The sequence below is a fragment of the Pseudomonas sp. B21-010 genome, assembly GCF_024749325.1.
Taxonomy (GTDB): domain Bacteria; phylum Pseudomonadota; class Gammaproteobacteria; order Pseudomonadales; family Pseudomonadaceae; genus Aquipseudomonas; species Aquipseudomonas kilonensis.
On the sequence record NZ_CP087198.1, the window covers coordinates 5,404,882 to 5,430,000 of the forward strand.

Below are 25,119 nucleotides of genomic sequence, written 5' to 3' on the forward strand. Positions count from 1 at the left end.
CGGCTCCTTACAAAGGGGACCGAGAATGGGAAGTTTCGCTACAGAGCTGGCCTACTGAGCCGATTTGGACAAACTTTCGAGGCCTTTTAAAAGGGCACCTGTTTCGGCACTTGTGTAGAAAACGCACAAAAACAGTGCAGGGTGTTCAGGGGAGTATGGGCATGCAGGCTTTTTTATCACCGGGAATCAGATTGTTGGGGCATTTCGGCTTCGCCCGCAAATTCCAATTGCTGTTCCTGCTTTTTATCCTGCCGCTCATGGGCAGCCTGTGGCTCATCGGCCAGGACTATCGCGACAAACTCAGCCTGATTTCCGGGGAACGCGCCGGGGTGCGCCAATTGCTGGCCCTGGATAACCTGGACAACCTGCTCACCGCCCAGCGCAACCGCGCCGCCCGCTGGCGCGCCACCGAAACCAATCGGCAGCCGACACCCGCGACGCTGGCCGCCATGGCGGCGTACGACGCAGTGCAACCGGCCCTCACCCAGGCCGCCAGTGACCTGGGCAACGCCCTGCAAACCGAAGGGGCCGAAGCCGATACCCTCGCCCGCTATCAAGCCCTGCAAACCAGCCTCAACGGTCTGGATTCGAAAAGCCTGGGCAGCGTGGGCTGGTGGCCGGATGGCTACGACCGCTTCACCGCCGCCCTCAGCGCCCTGCAAGCCTTGCGCGAGCAGATGGTCATGGACAACCGCCTGACCCTCGCCTCCTGGCTGGAAACGTATTTGCTGACGCAGATTTCCACTCAGCAGACGCCAGACCTGATCGAACGGGTCGGTCGCCTGGCCAGCGTTGGACAGGCTTCCGTGGTATCAGGCCAGTTCACGTTGCAGAGCCGCCTGCAACTGCGGGACCTGCGCAGCCGTATCGGCGACGCGCGGGACCAACTGGTCAAGACCGGAGCGCTGCTGGAATCCCGCCTGCCCAGCGATCTGCAAACCTGGGCCGGACAATACCAGGGCAGCCTCAAGCACTTGGATGCCGGCCTGAAAGTGTTGGATGACGGGGTGTTCGGCGGTTCCATCAATCTCAAGCCCGAAGACTTCGAGAAACACATGGACGCCCTCCTCGCCGAGCTGGCGACCCTGCGGCAACAGTCACTGGTGGCACTGGATACGCGCCTGGACCACTACCACGGTTCGGCGATTCGCCAGTTCACCCTGGTAGCGACGGTACTGGGCTGCCTGCTGCTGGCGGCGCTGTATCTTTTTGTTTGCCTGCAAGCGTCGATCCGGCGTAGCGCCAGCGGCATCACCCTGCTGGCCGAAGCCCTGCGCGACGGCAATCTCAGCCTGCAAGTGCCGGTGCAAGGGCGCGATGAACTGGCGGCCATCAGCACCGCCCTCAACGTCGCCGTGGTGCAGTTGCGCAACAGCCTGCTGGGGGTCGACCACGAAACGTTGCAGTTGAGCAACGCCGTACGCACCCTCAATACCCACTCCAGCGGCGCCCTGGGCGAAGTCGAAGCCCAGCAGATGCAGATCAGCCAGATCGCTGCCGCAGCGACACAACTGGCCGCCACCTCCCAGGGTGTGGCGAAGAGTTGTGAACAGGCCTCCGATAGCGCCCAGCAGACCCGCCGCATCGCCACCGACAGCAGCCGCGACAGCCAACGCACCACGGCCAGCATCCAGCAGCTCAACCAGCGCCTCAACGAAACCGCCGCCGCACTGGGACGGGTCAGCGAACAGGGGCAACAGATCCAACTGGTGGTCGATACCATTCGTGGCGTGGCCGAGCAGACCAATCTTCTGGCCCTCAATGCCGCCATCGAAGCCGCTCGCGCCGGGGAACAGGGCCGTGGTTTCGCGGTGGTGGCCGACGAGGTACGCAGCCTGTCGCAACGCACCCAATCCTCCACGCAACAGATTGCCGCCACCGTCGACAGCCTGCGCGCCACGGTCAACGAAGCCGTCAGCCTGATGGAAGCCGCCTGCGGCCAGGCCCAGACCGACGCTCAAGCAGTCACCGGCCTTGGCGAACGGCTGGGAGAAATTGCCAGCGCGGTGCAAAGCGTCACCGACACCCTGGCGCAAATCGCCACTGCCGTGGATGAACAAGCCAGCACCGCCGACGAGGTCAGCGGCAATATCCAGCAGGTCGACCAGGCAGCGATGCGTTTGCTTGAAGGCGCACGGGCCGTGAATTTGGCGGCGGACACCCTGAGCCAGGGAAGCCGGGCCCTGAGTGCCAACACAGGGAGATTTCAGCTCGGTTGATAGCGATTTGCAGCGAGGATTGTTAAGCGGTTGAAAGCGCAGAGAAATATTTCAGATTTACGCTTGACACATCTTCGTTACCGGCGAATAATGCGCGCCACTTGGCTACATAGCTCAGTTGGTTAGAGCATAGCATTCATAATGCTGGGGTCCGGGGTTCAAGTCCCTGTGTAGCCACCAAGTACCGATCCATAGATGTCTACAGCAGTCTATGAATCACCTCAAGAAGCCCGCCTCGTGCGGGCTTTCTTGTTTCTGGACGTCCGTCCTGGACTATCCGCCCCCTCACATCGCGTATCCCCTCCCCGCACAGCCCAGGCAATTTACATTTACTGCGGCAAAACCTACTTTTCTGTGGCCCGTGTGCTGTACTGGACCTATCCAGGGAGCATTCAGCATGACCATTGTTCAGCGAATCAGTTGTTTGATCGGTTTGGCAGTTCTTGGTTTGGGACTGGTGGCGGGCATTGGCTCCTATCAGGCCAGCGCTGTATTCGATGCGGCGAGTTACGGCAACGTCAATACGGTGCCCAGTCTCATCCTGTTGGACGAAGCCAGCTCAGCCTTCTGGCAGCAGCGGGTATCTATCCAGGCGCATGTGCTCAATGCGGACGCGGCCGCAACGGCGGCGATCGAGACCACTATCAAGCAGGCACGGGAGGCGCGTGCGGCAGCCTTCAAAAATTATGAACCGCTTATTTCCGACGATAAAGATCGGCAAATGTTGGCCGATGATCGAACGCTCGCGGCAGCCTACGACGAGGTAACAGCGCGGGTTTTGGAACAATCGCGTACTAACCATAAAGATCAGGCGCGCAACCTGCTGACTGATGGCGTTGCCATTGCAGACAAACTGAACGCCGCGATAACACAGCACTTTGCCTATAATCAGCAGCTCGGTAACCAGGGCGCGGCCGACGCGGTCGCTGTGCGCGTCCAGTGGACGGTGATTGCCGGTGTGGCAAGCGTGCTGGTGTTGTCGCTAATTGTTCTGATTGGCTGGCGTATCGCTGTGATCATCCAACATCAATTGGGGGGTGAACTGCACGACGTGGCGCGTATCGCCAACGATATCGCGGCGGGCCAACTGCAGAGGGCGATTGCTGTTCGCAGCGGCGATGAAGCCAGCGTGATGGCATCGATGAAACGCATGGCCGACAATCTCCGCGCCATCGTCGGGGAAATTGATGCGGCCTCTAGACAACTTTCAACCTCCGCGACCGGACTTGCTGTTACCACTCAACAGGTCAACGCCAGCACCCGTCAGCAAAGCGACGCGGCAAGTTCGATGTCCGCCGCCGTCGAGGAGTTAACGGTGAGTATTGCCCACATTTCCGACAGTTCCCAAGTGGCGGGAGATACCGCGCACGAAGCCAACGGGTTCGCCGAGAACGGCGGCAAGGTGGTGATGCAAGCGGTAGCCGAAATGGACAACATCATGGCGGCAGTTGCCGCCTCCTCAGACAATGTCAATCAACTTGCAGAGCAGTCGAGCCAAATCAGCGTTATCACTGCAGTTATCAAGCAGGTCGCAGACCAAACCAATCTGCTCGCTCTCAACGCTGCCATCGAAGCAGCCCGCGCCGGCGAACAGGGGCGTGGTTTCTCCGTGGTGGCCGATGAAGTCAGAGAGCTTGCCGGGCGCACTGCGCGTTCCGCGCAGGAAATCATCGGTATGGTTCAGGCCATTCAGCAAGGTACGCAGCTGGCAATCGAGGCGATGGCACAAAGTACAGAGCGGGTGAAGGAAGGTGCGCGCTGCTCCAACGCCGCGGGCATGGCAATGAATGAAATACGCCGGAGCAATACACGCATGCAAGACGTTGTCGCCGGTATTGCCTCGGCGCTACAGGAACAACGCTCTGCTAGTTTACTGGTAGCTGAATACGTCGATCGAGTGGCACAAATGACCGAGGAAACCAGCGTCGCGACCAATACCCTGAGCCAATCCGCAGCGAGCATGCAGTCGTTGGCCGATCGCCTGAATGTCACAATGCGTCGATTCACCTTTTGAACATGGCATTCTCACAGAAGAGGCCACCACAGTACTAAAACGGCTTATCGAAAGATAAGCCGTTTTTTATGCCTTGAGAAAAGTACCCGCCCTCGCTGGATTTGGTTGCACGCCCCCGTGGCAAGAAGCCTTGTTGATTTGCGCCCCACGCCTCGCGTCGCTACAGTCGTTCTCTATCTCCCTGGCCCACGGATGGAGCGACACGTGCTTATAGACCTGAAACCGAACCTTCATCGCCTGTCAGCCGTTTCGTTGCTGGCTGTCGCCCTGACACTCATCGCCTGTAAGGCCCCGCCCTCCTCCACTGCCACACCGGCATTACCTTCCCCGCCGGAAATCACATCCGGCTACCGCGCCGACGTGCAGACCCGTTACGCCGACAAGCACATGGCTGCCGCGGCCAACCCGTTGGCGGCCGAGGCCGGGCGGGAGATGTTGCGGCGCGGCGGCTCGGCCATCGACGCGGCGATTGCGATGCAAGCGGTGCTGACGCTGGTGGAACCGCAATCTTCAGGCATCGGCGGCGGCGCGTTCATTGTGCTGTGGGATGGCAAGGCCGTGCGCACCTACGACGGTCGCGAAACGGCACCGGCTGGCGCCACTGAAAAACTTTTCCTGCAAGCCGACGGCAAACCCATGCCGTTTACCGCCGCTCAGATCGGCGGCCGCTCCGTGGGTACGCCAGGGGTGTTGCGCGCCCTGGAACTGGCCCACCGCAAACACGGACGCCTGAAATGGGCGACGCTGTTCGAGCCGGCCATCGCGCTGGCAGAGCAAGGTTTCGCGATCTCGCCCAGGTTGCATTCGTTGATCGCGACCGATCCGTCCCTGCCGGGCTCGCCGGACATGGCCGCCTACTTCCTGAACGCCGATGGCAGCCCGAAAGCCGTCGGTACGACACTGAAGAATCCCGCTTTGGCCAGCGTCCTCAAGCGCATCGCCAACGAAGGCCCGGATGCGTTGTACAAAGGGCCCGTGGCCGAGGAGATGGTCGCCAAGGTGCGCGGCCACGCCAATCCCGGCAGCCTTTCGCTCAATGACCTCCAGGGCTACGCCGCCCGGGAGCGTGCGCCGTTGTGCTCCGACTACAAGCGCTGGCAAGTGTGTGGCATGGCGCCCCCGTCTTCTGGCGGGATTGCCTTGGCGCAGATCCTCGGGACATTGCAGGCCCTCGAACAGCGCGACAGCCACAATGCCCTCGCGCCGTTGAAACCCCTCAAGACCGATAAACCCGCCGGCCTCGAGCCCGCGCCCGAGGCGGCGCACTTGATCGCTGAAGCGGAACGCCTGGCCTACGCCGACCGCGCCCAGTACGTCGCCGACGCGGATTTTGTTCCCGTGCCGGTCAAAGGCCTGGTCGACCCGGGCTATCTGGCCAGCCGCGCAGGCCTGATCGGCCCACGCAGCATGGGCGTCGCCAAGCCCGGGACACCGCCGGGCATTCAGGTGGCCTATGCGCCGGACCGTTCGCCACTGCGCATTTCCACCTCGCAAGTGGTGGCGGTGGATGACCAGGGAGGTGCCGTGTCCATGACCACCACGGTGGAGTCGGCATTTGGCTCGCACTTGATGGTCCAGGGTTTCATGCTCAACAACCAGATGACCGACTTCTCGTTCATCCCTGAAGAAAACGGGCAAAAAGTCGCCAATCGCGTCGAACCCGGCAAACGCCCGCGCTCGTCCATGGCACCGACGCTGATCTTCGATCGTCAAAGTGGTGAGCTGCTCGCCGCCGTTGGTTCACCGGGTGGCTCGCAAATTATCGAATACGTCGCCAAGTCAGTGATTGGCCTGCTCGACTGGAACCTGGACCCGCAAACCGCCATCAACTTCCCCAACTTCGGCAGCCGCAATGGCCCCACCGAGCTGGAAAAGGGGCAGTTCAGCCCGACGCTGATCCAGGCGCTGAAAGACAAAGGCCATGCGGTGAGCGAGATCGACATGAACAGCGGCACCCAGGCGATCGTGCGAGTGCGTGATGCGCAAGGGAAAACGTCTCTGGCCGGCGGCGCGGACCCGCGGCGCGAAGGCGCAGCGCTAGGAGATTGAACGCTCGCCTATCAAATTGAGGCAGCTTGCTCGGGTGTTGAATGTGCCGCCGCCATCGCGAGCAAGCTCGCTCCCACAGGGGGTGGCGGCGAACACAATATCAAGGCTATTCAGGGAGAACTGTGGGAGCGAGCTTGCTCGCGATAGCGTTGGGTCAGCTTGCACAGATGTTGAATATGCGACCGCCATCGCGAGCAAGCGCGCTCCCACAGGGGATGGCGGCGAACACAATATCAAGGCTATTCAGGGAGAACTGTGGGAGCGAGCCTGCTCGCGATAGCGGCGGCTCGCTCAGCAGGTTTCTCAAGTCGATAGCCGGTTGGCAAACTGGCTTACCGCATCGACCACTTTCTTCGCCCCGTCCTGGATCTCGACGATCACCGTGCCCGCCTCGGCGGCCAGGGCCAGGCCGTGTTCGGCCTGGTGCTGGCCGTCGGTCATCAGTGCCACGGCGTTACGGGCCATGTCCTGGTTCTGGCGGACCACGCCAACGATTTCATCGGTCGCCTGGCTGGTGCGCGATGCCAGTTGGCGCACTTCATCGGCCACCACCGCAAAGCCACGGCCTTGCTCGCCGGCCCGGGCCGCTTCGATCGCGGCGTTGAGCGCCAGCAGGTTGGTTTGTTCGGCGATGCCGCTGATGGTCTTGACAATGGTACCAATCACCAGGGATTGCTCGTTCAACGCCTCGATGCCTTCGCCAGCGGTTTGCATGTGCCGGGCCAAGTCGCGCATCACCTCCACGGCCTGGGTCACCACCGTCGTGCCACGCTGGGCGGTATTGTCGGTCTGCCGCGAAGTGCTGTAGGCGATGCCGGCCGCCTCGGCGACGGCTTTTTCCTGGTTGACCTGGTCGGTGATGTTGGTGGCGAACTTGACCACTTTATACAGTCGATCGTTGGCATCGACCACCGGGTTGTAGGAGGCTTCCAGCCAGACCTCACGACCATTGCTGTCGATACGCTTGAAGCGGCCGGCCACGAATTCACCGCTGTTCAGGCGCTTCCAGAACTGCTGGTAGGCCGCGCTGTTGTATTCCTCAGGTTCGCAAAATGTGCGGTGATGCTTGCCCTTGATCTGCGCAAGGCTGTAACCCATGGCGTTGAGGAAACGATCATTGGCCGTCAGTACGTGACCGCCCAGATCGAATTCGATCACCGCCGTTGAGCGCACCAATGCACCGATGAGGTTTTCATGCTCGCGAGAGGCCTCGATGGTGCGGGTAAGGTCATTGGAGTACATCGAAAAATAGCGGATCCGCCCGTCAGCCCCCCGTACAGGCTGGAGGATCGAACGCAGCCAGGCTTCCTGGCCATTGCTTCGCAGCAGGCGCACGGCACCGGAAAAGTGCTCGCCACGGGTCAACGCCGACTTGAAGCGAACCTGGAACTCATTGGATTTCAAATATGCAGGAACCAGTTCATCCACAGGCCGGCCAATCAAGTCCTGGCTCTTGTAACGCATCTCGTCGAGGAAATTCTGATTGACTGATTGAATCCGTCCATCGGCATCCAGAGTGAGGCCAAGCATCTCGCGATCCAGGCTTTCCTTGACTTGCGCAAGGCTGGACAGTTCTTGGCGAAGAGCCAACAGCTCCTGCTTCAGGCGGTTGTTGAACATGGGCAGCTCCGACAGCAGGAGAATGAAATGCTGTTCCCTAGCCATCGGCCCGGCGTTTTTTTTCTAAAGAGCAGCGCGAGCCCCGGGTGAAAATATTCCAGGACGCCCTCGAACCCGATAAGCCTCCCATGGTCACTGGATTGTTCTACTGTTGCGCCTGACCTTTGAAGCCTTTGCCGCCATCAATACCCATAACCATAAAAACGAGGTAATTGCCGTGACCACCGACATCGAAGACAGCCGTTCCGCCCGCTTCGCCTTGCGCTGTTCCAGTTTCGCCGAGCGCTGGTTCCCCGACTCCTGGGTCTTCGCCGCGCTGGCGGTGCTGGTGGTCGCCGTGGCGACACAATTCATCGGCGCCACGCCCACGGCGGCGGCCATGGCGTTCGGCGACGGTTTCTGGAGCCTGATCCCGTTCACCATGCAAATGGCCTTCGTGGTGATCGGCGGATACGTGGTCGCCAGCTCGCCACCGGCCGTCAAATTGATTGACCGCCTGGCACGGATTCCGACCAACGGCCGCTCCGCCGTGGCATGGGTGGCGCTGATCTCCATGGTCGCGTCGTTGCTCAACTGGGGCCTGTCGTTGGTGTTTGGCGGTTTGCTGGTGCGCGCCCTCGCCCGGCGCACCGACCTGAAGATGGATTACCGCGCCGCCGGCGCCGCCGCGTACTTGGGCCTGGGCGCAGTGTGGGCCCTGGGGTTGTCTTCGTCGGCAGCGCAATTGCAAGCCAACCCGGCCAGCCTGCCGCCCTCGATCCTGTCGATTACTGGCGTCATTCCTTTCACCCAGACGATTTTCCTCTGGCAGTCTGGCGTGATGCTGCTGGCGCTGATCGTGATCTCGTTGATTGTCGCCTACGCCACCGCTCCCGGGCCGAACAGTGCCCGTGACGCCGCCGCTTGTGGCATCGACCCGAGTTTCAGCATGCCGGCGTTGCAGCCCCGTACCCGCCCAGGGGAATGGCTGGAGCACAGTCCGCTGCTGACCATTGCACTGGTGCTGCTGGCAGCCGGCTGGCTGTTCCACGAGTTTTCGACCAAGCCTGCGATCAGTGCCATTTCCGGGCTCAACACGTATAACTTCCTGTTCATCATGCTGGGCGCCTTGCTGCACTGGCGGCCGCGCAGCTTTCTCGACGCCGTCGCCCGCGCGGTGCCGACCACCACCGGCGTGTTGATCCAGTTTCCGTTGTACGGCTCGATCGCCGCACTGCTGACCACGGTCAAAGGCGGCGATGCCCAGACCCTGGCCCACCACATCTCGACCTTTTTCGTACAAATTGCCTCCCATGACACCTACGCCTTGTTGATGGGCGTCTATTCGGCGGTCCTGGGCTTCTTCATTCCTTCTGGCGGCGGCAAGTGGATCATTGAAGCGCCCTACGTCATGCAGGTGGCCAACGACCTGAACTATCACCTGGGTTGGGCGGTGCAGATTTATAACGCCGCCGAAGCGCTGCCGAACCTTATCAACCCGTTCTACATGCTGCCGTTGCTCGGGGTCTTGGGGCTGAAGGCCAGGGACCTGATCGGTTTTTCCTTCGTCCAGTTGCTGGTGCATACGCCGCTGGTGCTGGCGCTGCTATGGGCACTGGGGACGACATTGAGTTATTTGCCGCCAGTGATGCCATAAAGCCATAAAAAAGGGCCGATATTTCCATCGGCCCACTTCTTCTTCGGCCCGGTCTGTTTCAGTATGGATGCGCCCTGTTTCGAGGGGCCCACACGCTGAAAAGGATCTGAGCATGTCCAAACTCGCCGCACTTTCTTTTGCCGCCCTGGCCTTCAGTGCCACCGCCCACGCCACCGACATTGACGTACAACTGGGCAGCACCGAACGCGTCACCCGCCTCTTTGCCTACCCCAACAACTGCAACGTCATCTGCTTTCGCGACTGGACCCTGGAACAGACCGTCGAGCACTACCTGACCCAAAGCGTGCAGCGCGACGGCTACGGCACGGCCAAGGTCCACGTCAAAATCGATAACGACAAGGTCTATGCCAACATCAGCGGCGTACCGAAGAGCTATGGCCAACCGCTCAAGGCCCTGCTTGACGCCGGGGACCTGGCGTACAACGGTGCCTCGAAACTCAACAGCGAAAAAAAATGGTCCTACAACTGGTACCTGTTCCTGCCGCTGGGCATGGCCCTGGAAAACCGCAAGAGTGTCGAGTTGCTGCACTTCCCGCCGGACTACTCCCTGACCCAGGCCCAGGACTATCTGGAGTCGGCGACCACCGATCGTTGGGCCACGCTGCTGACCGTCAACGGCATTGCGGTTGAACAGACGCCGGCCTACCAGACCATCATCGACATCGCGCCCATCGCAGCGCCGTCCAATGCTGGCAGCACATTGGAGGGACTCTATAGCTACTTCAACGATTACCAAACCACCATGGTCACACAGGTCACCCAAACCGCCAGCGGCGCCGCGTTGCCGATGGTGGCCTTCGGAGCGCCCGTTCGGAACTGGATCAAGACCCAGTACGGCCAGACCGTGGATGTGCTCGGCTTGGCGACCATCACAACCGGCAGCGGGGCCAGGGTTCCGGTCCTGGGCTCCAACCATCCGAGCTATATCTGGTACGCCGCCGACAAGGACAGCTACGACGGTGACGAAGCCAAGGCCGATGCCGCTGGTTTGAAAGTCATGGGCCAGGACCTGAGCGCTGCATGCTGGCAGGCCGGTATGGGCAGCAAGCCGGGCACCGACCCGAACACCCTGCTGAACCAATGCACGCAGACCTGGCAGGTCACGCAGAAGGAGAAAACCTGCGAGTTGTTCTACACCTCGATCCGCAAACTGAGCGAGGAAGACGCAGAGAAACAATGCGAAACACCGGCGATCAAGTCGCAACTTCCGCAACTGAAGGTACCGATGCCGCTGCCAGCCGAGGCGGTCTAAACCTTGAGGTGCTTTCCCGCGCAGGCTGGCGCTGACGCGGGAAAGCGCCTTTGGCACCTGTCAGAGTCGACAGTAGATGACGCACCCGACTTGGGCGAAGCTATCAGGGTTTTTTCAACGACCGCCGGCAGGATCGCCAGCGCCAGAAAGTCGAGTGTTTAGCACCGACAAGGACTGTCATGACCACGTTCATTACAGATCGCGCCTGTTCACAGCACCGGGATTGCATCTACCCGGAAAAACAACTCGGCACCCGCCTGGGCTACCCTTCTGTGCGCGATTTTGAAGTGCACCAGACGACCGACGGGCGCGGCCACGGCATCATCGCCCGCAAGCCTTTCGCGCCCATGACGCGGATGTGCAGGGTGTCGGGGTTGCTGGTGAGCCGACGGCGCCTGCACACGCTGCAGATCCTGCCGGACGTCCACATGTATGACCCACGCTTCGCTGGATTGCTGCTGCATTCCTGCAACCCGAATGTCTTCCTCGACATGAGCGAACTGTGGCTGTGGTCACTGGCCCGTATCGATGAAGGTGACTCCCTGACGATGGACTACGCCAGTACCGAACAGAAACTGTATCGACAGTTCGCCTGCCGGTGCGGCTCATACAACTGTCATGGCTGGATTACCGGCTATGACGAGCCGCCCAATGAGCAGGGAATGACATTTCTACGGCACTGGCGTCGTCAGTGTCATCGCGACTGACGAGCCGACGTCAGGGCGCGCCGACCGGACGCAGCCGATACTGCGGCGGCAACTGTTCGAAACCGCTGATCGTGGTGTCCAGGCTCTTCCAGCGTCCGTCCTTGATGCCGTAGATGCAGCCATGGATAGACAGTTTCTGCCCGCGGTGCCAGGCGTTCTGCACGATGCTGGTATGGCCGACGTTGGCCACCTGCTGGATCACGTTCAGCTCGCACAGGCGGTCGACACGTTCCTCCTCGGTCGGCAATTGGCCCAACGCCTCGCGATGCTCGTAGTACAGGTCGCGAATCGAGCGCAGCCAGCCGTCGATCAGGCCCAGTTGCCGGTCCTGCATCGAGGCACGCACGCCGCCACAGCCGTAATGGCCGGTGACCAGGATGTGTTTGACCTTGAGCACGTCCACTGCGTACTGGATCACCGACAGGCAGTTGAGGTCCGTGTGCAGCACCACGTTGGCCACGTTGCGGTGTACGAACAGATCGCCCGGCAGCATGCCGACGATCTCGTTGGCCGGCACCCGCGCATCGGAACAGCCGATCCACAGGTATTCCGGGGTTTGCTGACGAGCCAGCTTGGAGAAGAAGTCAGGATCTTCCTGCTTGATCGCATCGGCCCAACGCGCGTTGTTATCAATCAGATCTTGTAATTCGTTCATGCTGTCTAGCCTCGATTGAGAGTGCGCAACTGTGACAAACGACCGTCGGTCGAGGTCACGTCGGCGATGCATTGGAATTCCTGGATGCGCTGCCGGTCGACACCAGTAAGGCCCACAGTATGAGGAATTGCCATGAATGATTCACGACGTCCCTTCGATGCGACGCAACCGGAACCCATTGACGACAATGAGGATCGCATGGGCTCGATGCATGAACTGGAGTTCGACGAAGAAGAACCCAGCGCGAAGATCGGTGACGAACTGCCGGAAAACGAACGCGAGCACCTGATGCCTCGCGAACGCGTCCGAGAAGCCGGGCTGACCGGGGCTTCGACGGATGATCACGAATCGACCGACGACGACATGAGCCCGGAAACCCTCATTCGCGAAGACGGCGCCCGGGACGCCCACGAGACCGGGGACGACGAACAGGCGGACTGGGACCTGAGCGTGGTGGATGAAAATGATATTGGCGGGGGCGATGGGCTGGACGAGGCGGAAATGGCCGATATCGATCCGCTGGATGGCAAGCGCTGACCCGACGATCGCCATCGCGAGCAAGCTCGCTCCCACAGTGGTTTTGTGTATGACCTAGGATTTAATGTACGCCACCCAGCCCTGTGGGAGCGAGCTTGCTCGCGATAGCGGTGGATCAGTTTGCATCAATGTCGCATGTACCGCCGTCTTCGCGAGCAAGCTCGCACCCACATGGGGTCACGGCGCTTCAGTCCACCAAGGTACAAGCCATGACCACGGCATCCTCACGCCCGCCCACTGCCGGGTAGTAATCCCGGCGCCGGCCAATTTCATTGAAGCCATAGCGCTCATACAGCCGGAACGCCGTGCGGTTGCTGTCGCGCACTTCCAGGAAGCACTCCCGGGCCTCGGCCTTGTAGGCAATCGACATCAAGTGCTCCAACAGGCGCAAACCCAGGCCACGGCCCTGGTTTTCCGGTTTGACGGTGATATTGAGCAGGTGCGCCTCATCCAGGATGATCTGCACCACGCCATGGCCCACTTGCTGCTGGCCTTCGAACATCAGCCAGATCTGGTATTTGCCCAGCCCGTCGAGAAATATCCCGCGGGTCCAGGGGTGGCTGTAGGCGGCGTATTCGATTTTCAGTACAGCGTCGAGGTCCGCCTCGGTCATCGGGCGGAACAATACAGCGTCACTCATTCGATTCTTTCCAACGCGCCATCAGCCGGCGCATGGCTTGCCAGACATCAGCCTTGCGCTGTGGCGTTTCCATTAACAGTTCCAACCCGGGCAACGCCCAGGCCGAGCCCAGGCCTTCGACCTGCAGTTCACGATTGAACGCCTCGGCATCCGCCTCGCCGGCAAACTTCACCGCCGGCAGGCCGATCAGCCACAGGCACACACAGGGCTCGTCTTCGAGGCGCGCCGAAACGAACCCCTGGACAAAATCCCGCGCCGCTTCGGGCCCCTGGTCCATGGTGCCGCGCGACAACAGCGGCCAGCGCACCGGCTCGCCGATGATCTGCGGGCTGTCCGGCAGACCGGCGGCGCGCAGCATGTCCTTGAGCAACAAGTAGGCTGGATCGCGGCTTTGAAACGGCTCACCCGTGGGCAACTCCACCAACAGCAGGCAACGCCCGGCCCGCAAAAGCTGCAGGGCGAAACGCGGCGGCGCGACGTAGGGCGCCTTAGGCGGCGCCTCGACAACCTCCTCCACCGGCTTGGCGTTGGTACGGGTCGAGGCCAGGCTTGGACGCGGCACTTCGATTTTCGGCCGCTCGGCCACGGGCGCCACCGGCTCGGCGACCGTCTTGGCCACAGGCGCGGTCACGACCGGCGCGATGTACTCGGGCTCGGGCGTTTCCAGCAGCTCGGGCCGCGACGGGGCGGCGAACGGCAATTCGGTACGCGGCAGCCAGTTGACCACCTGCATGGCGGTCAGATAGGCGCGGCGACGGGACTCGATAAGCAAGGGTCGGCCACTTGTGGATAACTGAAAGTGGGAGGGATTCTACCGCCCTTCGGCGCGGATCGCTTCCCTGTTGAGCCAATAGTTGATCGATAGCAAACGACAGTCCGTCCAAGGGGTGAATCGCAAGCGGCCCGATGCAGTACAATCGCCGCTTTTAATTGCCAACCCGACGGCCATTGCGATGATCGAACCCAAGCGCGTCTTGCGCGCCCTCGCTGAACACTGGGCATTGCTGGAACCTTTGTGCGAGCACTTCGACCAGGGCACCCTGAGCCTCAACGAATTGCGTTCACAGCTGGCCGCCCAACAACTGGACAGCACGCCCCAGGACATCACCAGCCTGCTGGATGTGTGGATCCGCCTGGACATTCTCGTACCGGTGGCGAAAAGCCCGAACCGCTTCGAGCTCAACGCCCAGATCCATGACTTCCTCGCCTACCTGCGCCGCGAACACCGCCTGGGCCTGTGCCTGGAGATCGAAGCCTACCTGCGTCACCTCGAGCGCCTGGCCGGCTACATCCAGGACGCCTTCGACATTCGCGACGGCAACGACCTGGCCCGCCAACTGCGCCTGCTGGACATGCGCGTGCGCGATGTGCTCAAGAAACTCGCCAACGACGAACAGGCCCTGGTGGCCGTGGCCGAACGGGCCAAGACCAGCGACCGGCAGATCCCGCTGCGCCAGCGCTACGCCGAAGTGCTGGCGACCTGGGACGAATACGTCGAGCCGATGATCCAACTGGTGAATGCCGACGGCGCCTTCGAGCAGGGCGTGCGCAAGGTCGAGAACGTGCTGTTGCGCATGCTCACCGAACAGCAGCGCCTCGGCCACCTGGTGGACGACGATATGCTGCTGCGCACCCATGCGCGCATCCTTGAGATGCAGACCAGCGCCCAACTAACCTTGCGGCACGCCCGTGAACTGCTCCTGCCACTGCGCGAAGAGGCTCGCCGTCACAACGCCGTGACCCGTGGCGCCGCCCTGGCCCTGGCCGCCATTCGTCGCAAAGGCATCGATGCCGTGCCGCAGGCCGCCATGCCGCTGTTCACCCGGCCGCAAAGCACCTTCCTGGGCAGCGCCAGCCAGGTCGAAGCCTACGTCTATGCGCTGGCCCGTTTCGAGCCGAAACCGGCGCGCTTCCCCAAGTCCCACAAGACCCACAAAGGCGGCGAGGCACCGCGTGCGCCACGCACCGTGCGCGAGATGGTCGAGCGCTGCGAAGACGCCCTGCCGATGCCGGACCTGATGACCTGGCTGCTGGAACAGGAACCGGACGGCGCCACCGACGAATTGCTGTATTGGTTCTCGCGCCTGTCGCGGGAAAAACGTTTCAAGCGCGAGCGTCTGGAACGCCGCGACTATCACACTCACGAGCATCAGGTCAGCCTGCGCTCCTTCGCCCTGCTCTCGGCCGGCGACACCGCCGCCGAGGATTCTGCGAGCATCCCCCATGCATCTTGATCTATCCGAACTGTCCCAGCTGGCGCCGATCTTTCGCGAGCTGTTCAAGGGTTACCACGTCAGCCGCCGCGACCCGGAGCTGTACGCGCAACTGTCGAACTTCCAGGACCAGTACCGCACGCTGTTCAAGGCCCTGGGCTTCGAACTGGTGTGCGACACCCGTGGCTTCTATTACTTCGTACCGGACCTGGCCGCCGCGGCAGTCAACAAGACCGCCCAGCGCCTGGCCCTGTTCACCTTCATTCTGGTAGAGCACCTGGCCGACCAGGGTCGCGACCCGATTGCCGTGCTGGACGGCGGCAGCCTGGGCCGCGATGAGCTGCCTTCGTTGCTGGAAAAATACCGCGACCTGTTCATCCAGGCCGAAGTACAGACCCAGGAAGAGCTGGAAGAAAAAATCATGCGGCGCATGACCCAACTGGGTTTCGCCAACGAAGAAAACGGTGTGTACCGCTTCCTGCCGCCGATGCATCGCTTCCTCGACGTGTGCCTGTCGGTCCAGCAGGACCGCGACCTGGCCGCCAGCCTGCACAGCGTGTTGCCGTTGCCAGTGCCGGTGCTAATCGACGAAGACAGCGACGAGAAGCTGCTGCAGACCGACGATCCGCTGGACCTCAGCCCCTTTGATGCCGAGAGCGAAGAAGACGCACTGGCCCGCGCCATTGCCGAAGAACAGGAGACCGACGCATGAGCAAGGAACGCTACGGCATCCGCCGCTTTGCCCTTTTGAACACCGCCGGCTACAGCCTCGGTCTGTTCCCGCTGGAAGAACCGCTGTCGGTGTACGGCGCGAACAACCTCGGTAAATCCGCCTCGATCAACGCCTTGCAGTTCCCGATCCTGGCGCGCATGTCGGACATGAGCTTCGGCAAGTACAGCCTGGAGCAATCCCGGCGCTTCTACTTTGCCTCGGACACCAGCTACATCCTGGTGGAAGTCGCCCTGCCCCACGGCCCGCACGTGATTGGCGTGGTCGGTCGCGGCCCTGGTGGCGGTTTCGGTCACCAGTTCTTTGCCTACGCCGGCAAACTGGACCTGGCCCACTATCAGAAAAATGACACCTGCCTGCGTCAGAAAGAGCTGTTCACCAACCTGGAGCGCGAAGGCCTGAAAGCCTACGAACTCAAGCCGGATGAACTGCGACGCCTGCTGGTGGGTGGCCACACCTCGATCCCGCTGGACCTGACGCTGATCCCGCTGCGCTCCACCAGCGAACAAAGCCTCAAGACCTTCCGCGCACTGTTTATCAACCTGCTGCACATGCGCGAAATCACCGCAGCCAAGCTCAAGCAACTGTTCCTCGACGCGTTCGAGCACAGCCTGCGCTCCGGTAGCGTGGACTACATCGCCGCGTGCGAAGAAGCCTTCCGCGACGTACGCCGCATGGAGCAGGACTACAACTCCCTGGTGGCGGCCGGTCCGCTGGTGGAAGCCCTGGCCAATGGCGTGAAGCAGCGCGATATCCTGCGCGGCAAATTGCATCGCCTGTCGCCATTGCTCGATTCGTTGCTCGGCACCTGGTCGGACTACGCCAGTGCGCGCAAGGAAGAGCTGACCATCCAGGCCGAACACTACCGCAACGAACAGGATTCGCTGCAGAACGACCAGCGCGGCGGCACTCAGGAGCTGATGCGCCTGGAACGGGAAATCAGCGGCATCCAGCGTTGGCTCGGCGAACTGTCGGTGCTCAAGCATCGGTTTGCCCTGGTGGATGACGTCAAGGTCCTGGAGCAACAACTGCTCGCCGCCAAGGACGCCCACGACGAACTGGCCGGTGCCCTGGCCCAGTCCCGGCAGTTCAGCGCCGAGGACTTGGAAGAGCGCCTGCGGGACCTGGAAAAACGCCTGAAGTCGGTCAAGCTGCAACTCGATCACGCCGACAACAACAGCTACGCCCGCCTGCGGGAAGAGTTCTCGCAGCAGGACGTCGAACGCCTGATGCGCCTGTTCAACAGCGCCCTGTTCAGCCTGCCACTGGGCGAACACGGCATCGCGCTGGACGAGAATGGCGAGTGGGTCAAATCCATGGAACTGATCCTCGACGGCTTCAAGGGCGAGCGTTTCGAAGTGCCGGGCCTGTCCATCGACCTGTCCCACATCGAGCCGCCTGCCCTGCAAGCCCTGGCCGACCGTGCCGCGTTGCGCGACCAGAAAGAACGCCTGGAAAAAGAACTCAAGCAGCTCAAGACCCAGCAAGCCGTGGCCGCCGACCGCGCCGCGAGCAAGACCCAGACCGAGGCGCTGTACCAGCAGGTCCTGGATGCGCAGAAAGCCCTGGAAGACTTCCGTCGCAGCCAGACCCTGAGTGCCGAAGAAGGCGAGAAGCTCGAGCAATTGGCGCAGATGGAAGCCGCCCAGGACGAACTCAAGCGCTCCAGCGATGCCTTCACCGAACGCGTCCAGCAGTTGTCCGCCAAGTTGCAGTTGGTGGGCCGGCAGATCGCCGACATGGAAGCCAAGCAACGCACCCTCGACGACGCCCTGCGCCGTCGTCAATTGCTGCCGGCGGACCTGCCCTTCGGCACGCCGTTCATGGACCCGGTCGACGACTCCATGGACAACCTGCTGCCGCTGCTCAATGACTACCAGGACAGCTGGCAAGGGCTGCTGCGGGCCGACGGCCAGATCGAAGCGCTGTATGCCCAGGTGCGCCTCAAGGGCGTGGCCAAGTTCGACAGCGAAGACGACATGGAGCGACGCCTGCAACTGCTGATCAACGCCTATGCCCACCGCACCGACGAAGCCCTGACCCTGGGCAAGGCGCGCCGTGCGGCTGTGACCGACATCGCCCGGACCCTGCGCAACATCCGCAGCGACTACGACAGCCTCGAGCACCAACTGGCGCTGTTCAACCGCGAGATCAACAAGCGTCAGGTGTCCAACCTGCAGAGCTTCCGGATCGTCCTGGCGCCGAACAAGGAAGCGCTCAAGCACATCGACCAGATCATCCACAGCGCCGGCCAGTACGAGGAAGGCGAGACTCTGTCGGTGTTCGACCTCAGCCAGAGCGCCGAGCAGGACAACAAGAACGAAGAAGCCAAGGAATACCTGGCGCGGCTGGTGGCGGCGAACCACAACCAGCTCGGCCTCAAGGACCTCTTCGAACTGGCGTTCGAGATCACCAAGGTCAACGGCCAGCCAGTGATCCACACCGACATCGACGGCGCGGCGTCCAACGGCACCACCATGACCATCAAGGCGCTGACCAACATGTACTTGTTGCTGCACCTGATGGACCGCGAACAGGCCGGCCGCGTGCGCCTGCCGTACTACCTGGACGAAGCCGCGGACATCGACGAGAAAAACCAGGCCGCACTGCTGGAAACCAGCCTGCAACTGGGCTTCGTGCCGATCCTGGCCAGTGTGAAGCCGCAAGTCTGCGCCAGTGTCGCCATCGACCTGGAAGGCGGCAGCGGGCCGAACGGTATCTACATCGACGAAGCGGACTGGAAGTACATCCGTCGTCACGATGCAGTGAAGGCCACGGTGAATGTCCAGGCCGACGAGCCGGAGCTGGATCCGGTGTGAGGTGAATAGCCGGACATGAAAAAGGCCGCGATCCATTGGATCGCGGCCTTTTTTATTGCGCTGGTTTTGAGTCCGTAGGAGCTGTCGAGTACAACGAGGCTGCGATCTTTCCACTGCCCATTGAGTCCAGAGCGAAAGATCAAGATCAAAAGATCGTCCGAACGCGGCCCGAGCCTTCGCCAGCTCCTACAGAGCCCTGCGGGAGCAAGCTCCCTCGCCACAACTGCTACATCCAATAACCTTACTTACCGAGACTGATCTTCGGCGCCCAGGTCAGCCATTCATCTTCAAACTTGTCGAACAGCGGGAAAGTCTGCTCCGGTCGAGCCGGATTGCCCATTCGTTCGCCATCCGGCGTTGCAAACGCAATGCCGCCCTGGATAAGCGTTTCAAGCGACTCGGTGCGCACCGTCGCGCCCTTGAACAGACCGAAGTCCAGACCGAAGCCACTGCTATTCCAGAAACGTGTGCCACTGCGCACCAGCGGCGCATACTTGGACTCGATCAGGATATGGATCAGCACCCGGTCCGCGGTCTGGCCCAGTTCATAACCAGTGACCTTGCCCACCGTAATCTCGCGGTAGGTCACCGGTACGCCGATCTTCAACGAACCACGGCGGGCCGCGCTCAGCACCAGGCTCAATCCCGCTTCGGGCACAGCGCTTTCCGGTGGGTTGGCCAGGGCCACGAAGCTTTTCTGCGGCCCGAGGTTTTTCGCCGAAGGCTGCACCTCAATGTATTGGCCGGTTACCAGCGTTTCCAGGTTGGAGGTCTTCATCAACCCCAACTCCGGCTTGACCACCCAGAATTGGGACCCGACCCGGGCGATGCGCTCGGGCACTTCGGTGATACGCGCCGTGAGTAGCACCGATTGCATATCGGCGCTGAGATCAACATCCTCGATCTTGCCCACATCCAACCCTTTGAACCGGATCGGCGTACCACTGCGCAAACCATCGGCGCGATCGACCTTGATCGTGATCTCAGTGCCGCGCTGTTGTGCGGCTTCGTGATCGGCGAACAGGCGGAAACGTGGAATACGTCTTTTCAGCGGCACATTCGGTTCCGGAGTTTCGAAGGCAATCCCGCCGGCCATCAGGCTTTGCAGGGACTCGCTCTTGACCTGGATCCCGCCCGTCAAACCGCCCGTAAGGGTGATGCCACTGGCGTTCCAGAAACGTGTCGAGCCGTTGACCAGCCCTTCGTATTCTTTCTCGATGTGCACACCAATGATCAGCTGCTTCTTCTTGCGGGAGAACTGATAGCTCTGCACCGACCCGACCTTGACCTGCTTGTAGAGAATCGGACTGCCGACCTCCAGCGATCCGAGGTTTTCGGTCAGCAGGACCAAGTGCAGCCCCGGGGAACGCAAGTCCAGCGGTGGAGCTTTTGCCCGGGCTTCGAACTCGCGTTGCGGCGCGCCGCCCTTGTCACCCGGTCGCACGGCAATGTAGTTGCCCTTGACCAACGCTTCCAGGCCGGTAATACCCGCCAGCGAGATCGATGGCTTGACGACCCAGAACTGCGTGCCGGTTACCAGGTAATCTTCGGCCAAGGGGTCCAGGGTCAATTCAGCCGTGGCGCTGGCCAGGTCCGGATCGACCTTGAGATTCTTCAGGCTGCCGACCTGGATACCTTTGTACATGACCGGCGTACGACCGGCCTGCAACCCTTCGAAATCACTGAGCTTGACCTTCACTCGAATGCCCGCCGCGGCGGCGTCAAAGTCTTCGTAAAGACGGAACGGCAGGCTTGGGTCCGTCGGCGGGCTATCCTGGCGGCTTTCCGGCGTGGCGAAGGCAATCCCTCCGGCCACGATGCTGGCCAGGGACTCGCTGCGCACTTTGACGCCCGAGAGGTTGGCATCGATGCTGATGCCACTGGCGTTCCAGAAACGCGTGTGTTTGCGCACCAGGTTGGCATAGGTCGGCTCGATGAAGATTTTGATTTCGACCTTGCTCTGATCCTCGGACAGCAGGTAGCTCTTCACCTGACCGACCTGGATCTGTTTGTAGAACACCGGGCTGCCACGGTTCAGCGACCCCAACCGATCAGCCTTGAGGGTCAGGTGCAAACCCGGCTTGGCGTCCGACAGCGGCGGCTCTTCGGCCAGGGCCTTGAATTTACGGGTCGACTCCCCTTCTCCTGGGCTGATAGCCACATAGTTACCCGATACCAGGGTTTCCAGACCCGTGATCCCGGCCAGGCTCACGCTCGGCTTGACCAGCCAGAAACGTGTTCCGGTCTTGAGGTATTGCTCGACGTCCTTGTTCATCTCGATGGTCGCGACCACTCCCTTGGAGCTGCCTTCGTCATCGAGGGTAAGGGCCGTCACTTTGCCGACCGTCATCCCTTTGTAGACGACTTCGGTTTTGTTGACCTGGATGCCTTCGCCGCTCTCAAAGCGCACATTGATCTCGATTCCGGTCTCGTTATAAGCCCGCCAGCCGAGCCAGCCGCCGATGATCAAGGCAATCAACGGCAGGACCCAGATGGCCGACCAGTTCGAAGCCGGTCGAGTTTTAGCGGTAGGCAAATCAGTCATGGTCGTCATCCGACTCCGTGTTATCCCAAATCAGTCGGGGATCGAAGGTTACTGCGGCAATCATTGTCAAAATCACTACGCTGGCGAAAGCGATCGCGCCGAGACCGGCTTCGACACTGGCGAGCCGTCCGAAATTCACCACGGCCACCAAAATGGCGATCACGAAAATATCCAGCATCGACCAGCGACCAATGAACTCGATGAAACGGTACATAAGGATGCGTTGCTGCGCCGACATAGGCTGATGCCGCTGAACGGAAAACAACAACAAGGCGATGCCCACCAGTTTGAAAGTGGGTACAACGATGCTGGCGATGAACACCACGGCGGCAATAGGAATCATGCCGTGTTGAACCAGCTCGATGACGCCAGCCATGATGGTGCTCGGGGCGCCCTTGCCCAGCGAGTTGATAGTCATGATCGGCAACATGTTGGCCGGAATATAAAGAATCGCGGCCGTGATCAACAATGCCCAGGTCCGCATCAAGCTGTTCGGGCGACGGGGATGAACCAGCGCACCGCAGCGAGTACAGGTTTGGTTGTCGGCCTCAGCATCCTGCCGATTCAACTCGTGGCACTCCGTACAGATCAGAATCCCTGCATCAATCGCCCGCATGGGCATCTTCTCCTGATAACGCCTGCCAGATCTGATGGGGTGACATCACCACCTCCAGCCAGACCTGGACCAGCAACAAACTGATGAAGCACACCAGGCCAAGGCCTATGGTCATGGCCGCCATGTCTGCCAACTTGACGATGGCCACCAGCACGCCCATGAGGTAGACCTCAAGCATTCCCCAGTCTCGTAGATGGTGATAAATGCGATACAGCAACAAACCGTAACTACGGCCAAAGTCCAAGCGAATGGACAACAGCACCACCAACTGGCAGAGCAACTTGAGTAGTGGAATGCCCATGCTGCATAGGAACACCACTGCCGCGATACCTTGCATGCCGGTATCAAACAGGCCGACCACCCCACTCCAAACGGTGTCCTGGGAGGACTGCCCGAGCAGATTGAGTTCCATGATGGGTAAGAAGTTGGCCGGCACATATAACAGCAGGGCCGCGATAACCAAGGCAAGACTGCGTTCAACTACATTGTACCGGTGAGCATAGAGCTCATAGCCACAACGGGGGCACTCGGCTTTTTCACCATGGGCCAGCTGAGGCTTGCGCATCAACAGGTCGCACTCATGACACGCCACCAGATCGCTCAGGGGCAGATCTGACAACCTATCAATGTCTGACGGATCGGGCATAAACAGCTCTGGCTCAGCTAAGGTGGGGCTATTCTAGTGCTCCGGCTCGGAAATAACTGTGCAAATTTATCACGAGCTTTCGCAGACTTTCCTGGGGATAAAAACAAAACCCCTACCTGCATCAGCAGATAGGGGTTTCGGAATTTAATCTTGACGATGACCTACTCTCACATGGGGAAACCCCACACTACCATCGGCGATGCATCGTTTCACTGCTGAGTTCGGGATGGGATCAGGTGGTTCCAATGCTCTATGGTCGTCAAGAAATTCGGGTACTGAGTCGCGGCCAGTTGGCCTCGCTTCAGCAAATTGGGTATGTGATAGCGTTGGTGTTTTGTGAGATTCGAACTTTCGGTTCGTTTCGTCTTCACACACCGCAATCTGGCCTCTTTCGAGTTCACAAATTGCTTGGGTGTTATATGGTCAAGCCTCACGGGCAATTAGTACAGGTTAGCTCAACGCCTCACAGCGCTTACACACCCTGCCTATCAACGTCGTAGTCTTCGACGGCCCTTCAGGGGACTCAAGGTCCCAGTGAGATCTCATCTTGAGGCAAGTTTCCCGCTTAGATGCTTTCAGCGGTTATCTTTTCCGAACATAGCTACCCGGCAATGCCACTGGCGTGACAACCGGAACACCAGAGGTTCGTCCACTCCGGTCCTCTCGTACTAGGAGCAGCCCCTCTCAAATCTCAAACGTCCACGGCAGATAGGGACCGAACTGTCTCACGACGTTCTAAACCCAGCTCGCGTACCACTTTAAATGGCGAACAGCCATACCCTTGGGACCGGCTTCAGCCCCAGGATGTGATGAGCCGACATCGAGGTGCCAAACACCGCCGTCGATATGAACTCTTGGGCGGTATCAGCCTGTTATCCCCGGAGTACCTTTTATCCGTTGAGCGATGGCCCTTCCATACAGAACCACCGGATCACTAAGACCTACTTTCGTACCTGCTCGACGTGTCTGTCTCGCAGTCAAGCGCGCTTTTGCCTTTATACTCTACGACCGATTTCCGACCGGTCTGAGCGCACCTTCGTACTCCTCCGTTACTCTTTAGGAGGAGACCGCCCCAGTCAAACTACCCACCATACACTGTCCTCGATCCGGATAACGGACCTGAGTTAGAACCTCAAAGTTGCCAGGGTGGTATTTCAAGGATGGCTCCACGCGAACTGGCGTCCACGCTTCAAAGCCTCCCACCTATCCTACACAAGCAAATTCAAAGTCCAGTGCAAAGCTATAGTAAAGGTTCACGGGGTCTTTCCGTCTAGCCGCGGATACACTGCATCTTCACAGCGATTTCAATTTCACTGAGTCTCGGGTGGAGACAGCGCCGCCATCGTTACGCCATTCGTGCAGGTCGGAACTTACCCGACAAGGAATTTCGCTACCTTAGGACCGTTATAGTTACGGCCGCCGTTTACCGGGGCTTCGATCAAGAGCTTCGCGTTAGCTAACCCCATCAATTAACCTTCCGGCACCGGGCAGGCGTCACACCCTATACGTCCACTTTCGTGTTTGCAGAGTGCTGTGTTTTTAATAAACAGTCGCAGCGGCCTGGTATCTTCGACCGGCGTGGGCTTACGCAGCAAGTGCTTCACCCTCACCGGCGCACCTTCTCCCGAAGTTACGGTGCCATTTTGCCTAGTTCCTTCACCCGAGTTCTCTCAAGCGCCTTGGTATTCTCTACCCAACCACCTGTGTCGGTTTGGGGTACGGTTCCTGGTTACCTGAAGCTTAGAAGCTTTTCTTGGAAGCATGGCATCAACCACTTCGTCACCCAAAGGGTAACTCGTCATCAGCTCTCGGCCTTAGAATCCCGGATTTACCTAAGATTCCAGCCTACCACCTTAAACTTGGACAACCAACGCCAAGCTGGCCTAGCCTTCTCCGTCCCTCCATCGCAATAACCAGAAGTACAGGAATATTAACCTGTTTTCCATCGACTACGCTTTTCAGCCTCGCCTTAGGGACCGACTAACCCTGCGTCGATTAACGTTGCGCAGGAAACCTTGGTCTTTCGGCGTGGGTGTTTTTCACACCCATTGTCGTTACTCATGTCAGCATTCGCACTTCTGATACCTCCAGCAAGCTTCTCAACTCACCTTCACAGGCTTACAGAACGCTCCTCTACCGCATCACTTACGTGATACCCGTAGCTTCGGTGTATGGTTTGAGCCCCGTTACATCTTCCGCG

The 25,119-nt window shown here is 60.4% G+C and carries 18 protein-coding genes, 1 tRNA gene, 2 rRNA genes and 1 pseudogene (1 of these 22 only partly in view); 11 read left to right on the top strand and 11 right to left on the bottom strand.

All coding sequences use genetic code 11. The features are described from left to right. Nucleotides 1-161 precede the first annotated feature (161 nt). The 4 genes from LOY50_RS24070 to ggt all read left to right on the top strand — a co-directional run bounded on the left by LOY50_RS24070 (nucleotide 162) and on the right by ggt (nucleotide 6,282). Nucleotides 162-2,219, top strand: a complete 2,058-nt coding sequence (locus tag LOY50_RS24070; protein WP_253478187.1) for a methyl-accepting chemotaxis protein — start codon at nucleotides 162-164, stop codon at nucleotides 2,217-2,219. A 103-nt stretch (nucleotides 2,220-2,322) separates the two neighbouring features. Continuing rightward, nucleotides 2,323-2,399 (top strand) — tRNA-Met (locus LOY50_RS24075). 217 nt (nucleotides 2,400-2,616) lie between these two features. Beyond that, nucleotides 2,617-4,233 (top strand): methyl-accepting chemotaxis protein, encoded by a 1,617-nt coding sequence (locus LOY50_RS24080; RefSeq protein WP_253478189.1) that lies wholly within the window; start codon nucleotides 2,617-2,619, stop codon nucleotides 4,231-4,233. A 192-nt stretch (nucleotides 4,234-4,425) separates the two neighbouring features. After that, nucleotides 4,426-6,282 (top strand): gamma-glutamyltransferase, encoded by a 1,857-nt coding sequence (ggt, locus tag LOY50_RS24085; RefSeq protein WP_258689372.1) that lies wholly within the window; start codon nucleotides 4,426-4,428, stop codon nucleotides 6,280-6,282. Between the two features lie 303 nt (nucleotides 6,283-6,585). Here the strand turns inward: ggt and LOY50_RS29220 are convergent, their stop codons facing one another. After that, the gene (locus LOY50_RS29220) at nucleotides 6,586-7,041 is read right to left on the bottom strand and encodes a methyl-accepting chemotaxis protein (RefSeq protein ID WP_408980873.1); all 456 of its coding nucleotides are present in this window, start codon (nucleotides 7,039-7,041) and stop codon (nucleotides 6,586-6,588) included. A gap of 84 nt (nucleotides 7,042-7,125) precedes the next feature. Continuing rightward, a pseudogene (locus LOY50_RS29225) lies at nucleotides 7,126-7,947 on the bottom strand (PAS domain-containing protein); the annotation flags it as partial. A 172-nt stretch (nucleotides 7,948-8,119) separates the two neighbouring features. Here LOY50_RS29225 and LOY50_RS24100 point away from each other — a divergent pair. From LOY50_RS24100 to LOY50_RS24110, 3 genes are all read left to right on the top strand, one after another. Next, the gene (locus tag LOY50_RS24100; protein WP_258691271.1) at nucleotides 8,120-9,538 is read left to right on the top strand and encodes a short-chain fatty acid transporter; all 1,419 of its coding nucleotides are present in this window, start codon (nucleotides 8,120-8,122) and stop codon (nucleotides 9,536-9,538) included. 112 nt (nucleotides 9,539-9,650) lie between these two features. Then, nucleotides 9,651-10,811 (top strand): hypothetical protein, encoded by a 1,161-nt coding sequence (locus LOY50_RS24105; protein WP_258689374.1) that lies wholly within the window; start codon nucleotides 9,651-9,653, stop codon nucleotides 10,809-10,811. A gap of 179 nt (nucleotides 10,812-10,990) precedes the next feature. After that, nucleotides 10,991-11,518, top strand: coding sequence for a lysine methyltransferase (locus tag LOY50_RS24110; RefSeq protein WP_253478211.1), 528 nt, complete (start codon nucleotides 10,991-10,993; stop codon nucleotides 11,516-11,518). Between the two features lie 10 nt (nucleotides 11,519-11,528). Here LOY50_RS24110 and can read toward each other — a convergent pair whose 3' ends face one another. Together can and LOY50_RS24120 are read right to left on the bottom strand one after the other, a co-directional pair. Then, nucleotides 11,529-12,173, bottom strand: a complete 645-nt coding sequence (can, locus tag LOY50_RS24115; RefSeq protein ID WP_058546018.1) for a carbonate dehydratase — start codon at nucleotides 12,171-12,173, stop codon at nucleotides 11,529-11,531. 5 nt (nucleotides 12,174-12,178) lie between these two features. Next, the gene (locus tag LOY50_RS24120) at nucleotides 12,179-12,307 is read right to left on the bottom strand and encodes a hypothetical protein (protein ID WP_258689375.1); all 129 of its coding nucleotides are present in this window, start codon (nucleotides 12,305-12,307) and stop codon (nucleotides 12,179-12,181) included. Between LOY50_RS24120 and LOY50_RS24125 the strand changes: the two genes are divergently transcribed. Beyond that, nucleotides 12,306-12,710: a hypothetical protein gene (locus LOY50_RS24125; protein ID WP_058546017.1), complete on the top strand. Its 405-nt coding sequence runs from the start codon at nucleotides 12,306-12,308 to the stop codon at nucleotides 12,708-12,710. The two genes, LOY50_RS24120 and LOY50_RS24125, sit on opposite strands and share 2 nt — an antisense overlap. A 187-nt stretch (nucleotides 12,711-12,897) precedes the next feature. On the opposite strand, the gene rimI is transcribed toward LOY50_RS24125, so the two are convergent. Then, nucleotides 12,898-13,350 carry a ribosomal protein S18-alanine N-acetyltransferase gene (rimI, locus tag LOY50_RS24130; RefSeq protein ID WP_214512436.1) on the bottom strand — a complete coding sequence of 151 codons (453 nt, stop codon included), beginning with the start codon at nucleotides 13,348-13,350 and terminating at the stop codon, nucleotides 12,898-12,900. After that, nucleotides 13,343-14,122, bottom strand: a complete 780-nt coding sequence (locus LOY50_RS24135) for a hypothetical protein (RefSeq protein WP_018604593.1) — start codon at nucleotides 14,120-14,122, stop codon at nucleotides 13,343-13,345. Before LOY50_RS24135 ends, rimI begins: the two co-directional genes overlap by 8 nt. A 181-nt stretch (nucleotides 14,123-14,303) precedes the next feature. On the opposite strand from LOY50_RS24135, the gene mksB reads away from it, so the two are divergent. The 3 genes from mksB to mksF are packed head-to-tail and all read left to right on the top strand — an operon-like array spanning nucleotide 14,304 to nucleotide 19,112. Then, nucleotides 14,304-15,584: an Mks condensin complex protein MksB gene (mksB, locus tag LOY50_RS24140; protein ID WP_063325220.1), complete on the top strand. Its 1,281-nt coding sequence runs from the start codon at nucleotides 14,304-14,306 to the stop codon at nucleotides 15,582-15,584. Beyond that, nucleotides 15,574-16,275, top strand: coding sequence for an Mks condensin complex protein MksE (gene mksE, locus LOY50_RS24145; RefSeq protein WP_024618905.1), 702 nt, complete (start codon nucleotides 15,574-15,576; stop codon nucleotides 16,273-16,275). The genes mksB and mksE overlap by 11 nt, the downstream gene beginning before the upstream one ends. Continuing rightward, nucleotides 16,272-19,112 (top strand): Mks condensin complex protein MksF, encoded by a 2,841-nt coding sequence (mksF, locus tag LOY50_RS24150; RefSeq protein ID WP_258689376.1) that lies wholly within the window; start codon nucleotides 16,272-16,274, stop codon nucleotides 19,110-19,112. Before mksE ends, mksF begins: the two co-directional genes overlap by 4 nt. Before the next feature lie 241 nt (nucleotides 19,113-19,353). Here the strand turns inward: mksF and LOY50_RS24155 are convergent, their stop codons facing one another. From LOY50_RS24155 to LOY50_RS24175, 5 genes are all read right to left on the bottom strand, one after another. Continuing rightward, a complete protein-coding gene (locus LOY50_RS24155) occupies nucleotides 19,354-21,657 on the bottom strand; it encodes a PqiB family protein (RefSeq protein ID WP_258689378.1) in 2,304 nt (767 codons plus the stop codon). Continuing rightward, nucleotides 21,650-22,273, bottom strand: coding sequence for a paraquat-inducible protein A (locus LOY50_RS24160; protein WP_253478274.1), 624 nt, complete (start codon nucleotides 22,271-22,273; stop codon nucleotides 21,650-21,652). Before LOY50_RS24160 ends, LOY50_RS24155 begins: the two co-directional genes overlap by 8 nt. Next, entirely contained in the window at nucleotides 22,260-22,919 is a 660-nt protein-coding gene (locus LOY50_RS24165; protein ID WP_253478277.1) for a paraquat-inducible protein A, read from the bottom strand. Before LOY50_RS24165 ends, LOY50_RS24160 begins: the two co-directional genes overlap by 14 nt. Nucleotides 22,920-23,067: 148 nt before the next feature. Next, nucleotides 23,068-23,183, bottom strand: a 5S ribosomal RNA gene (gene rrf, locus LOY50_RS24170). Nucleotides 23,184-23,338: 155 nt separating this feature from the next. Then, nucleotides 23,339-25,119, bottom strand: a 23S ribosomal RNA gene (locus tag LOY50_RS24175); it runs 1,111 nt beyond the window's last position.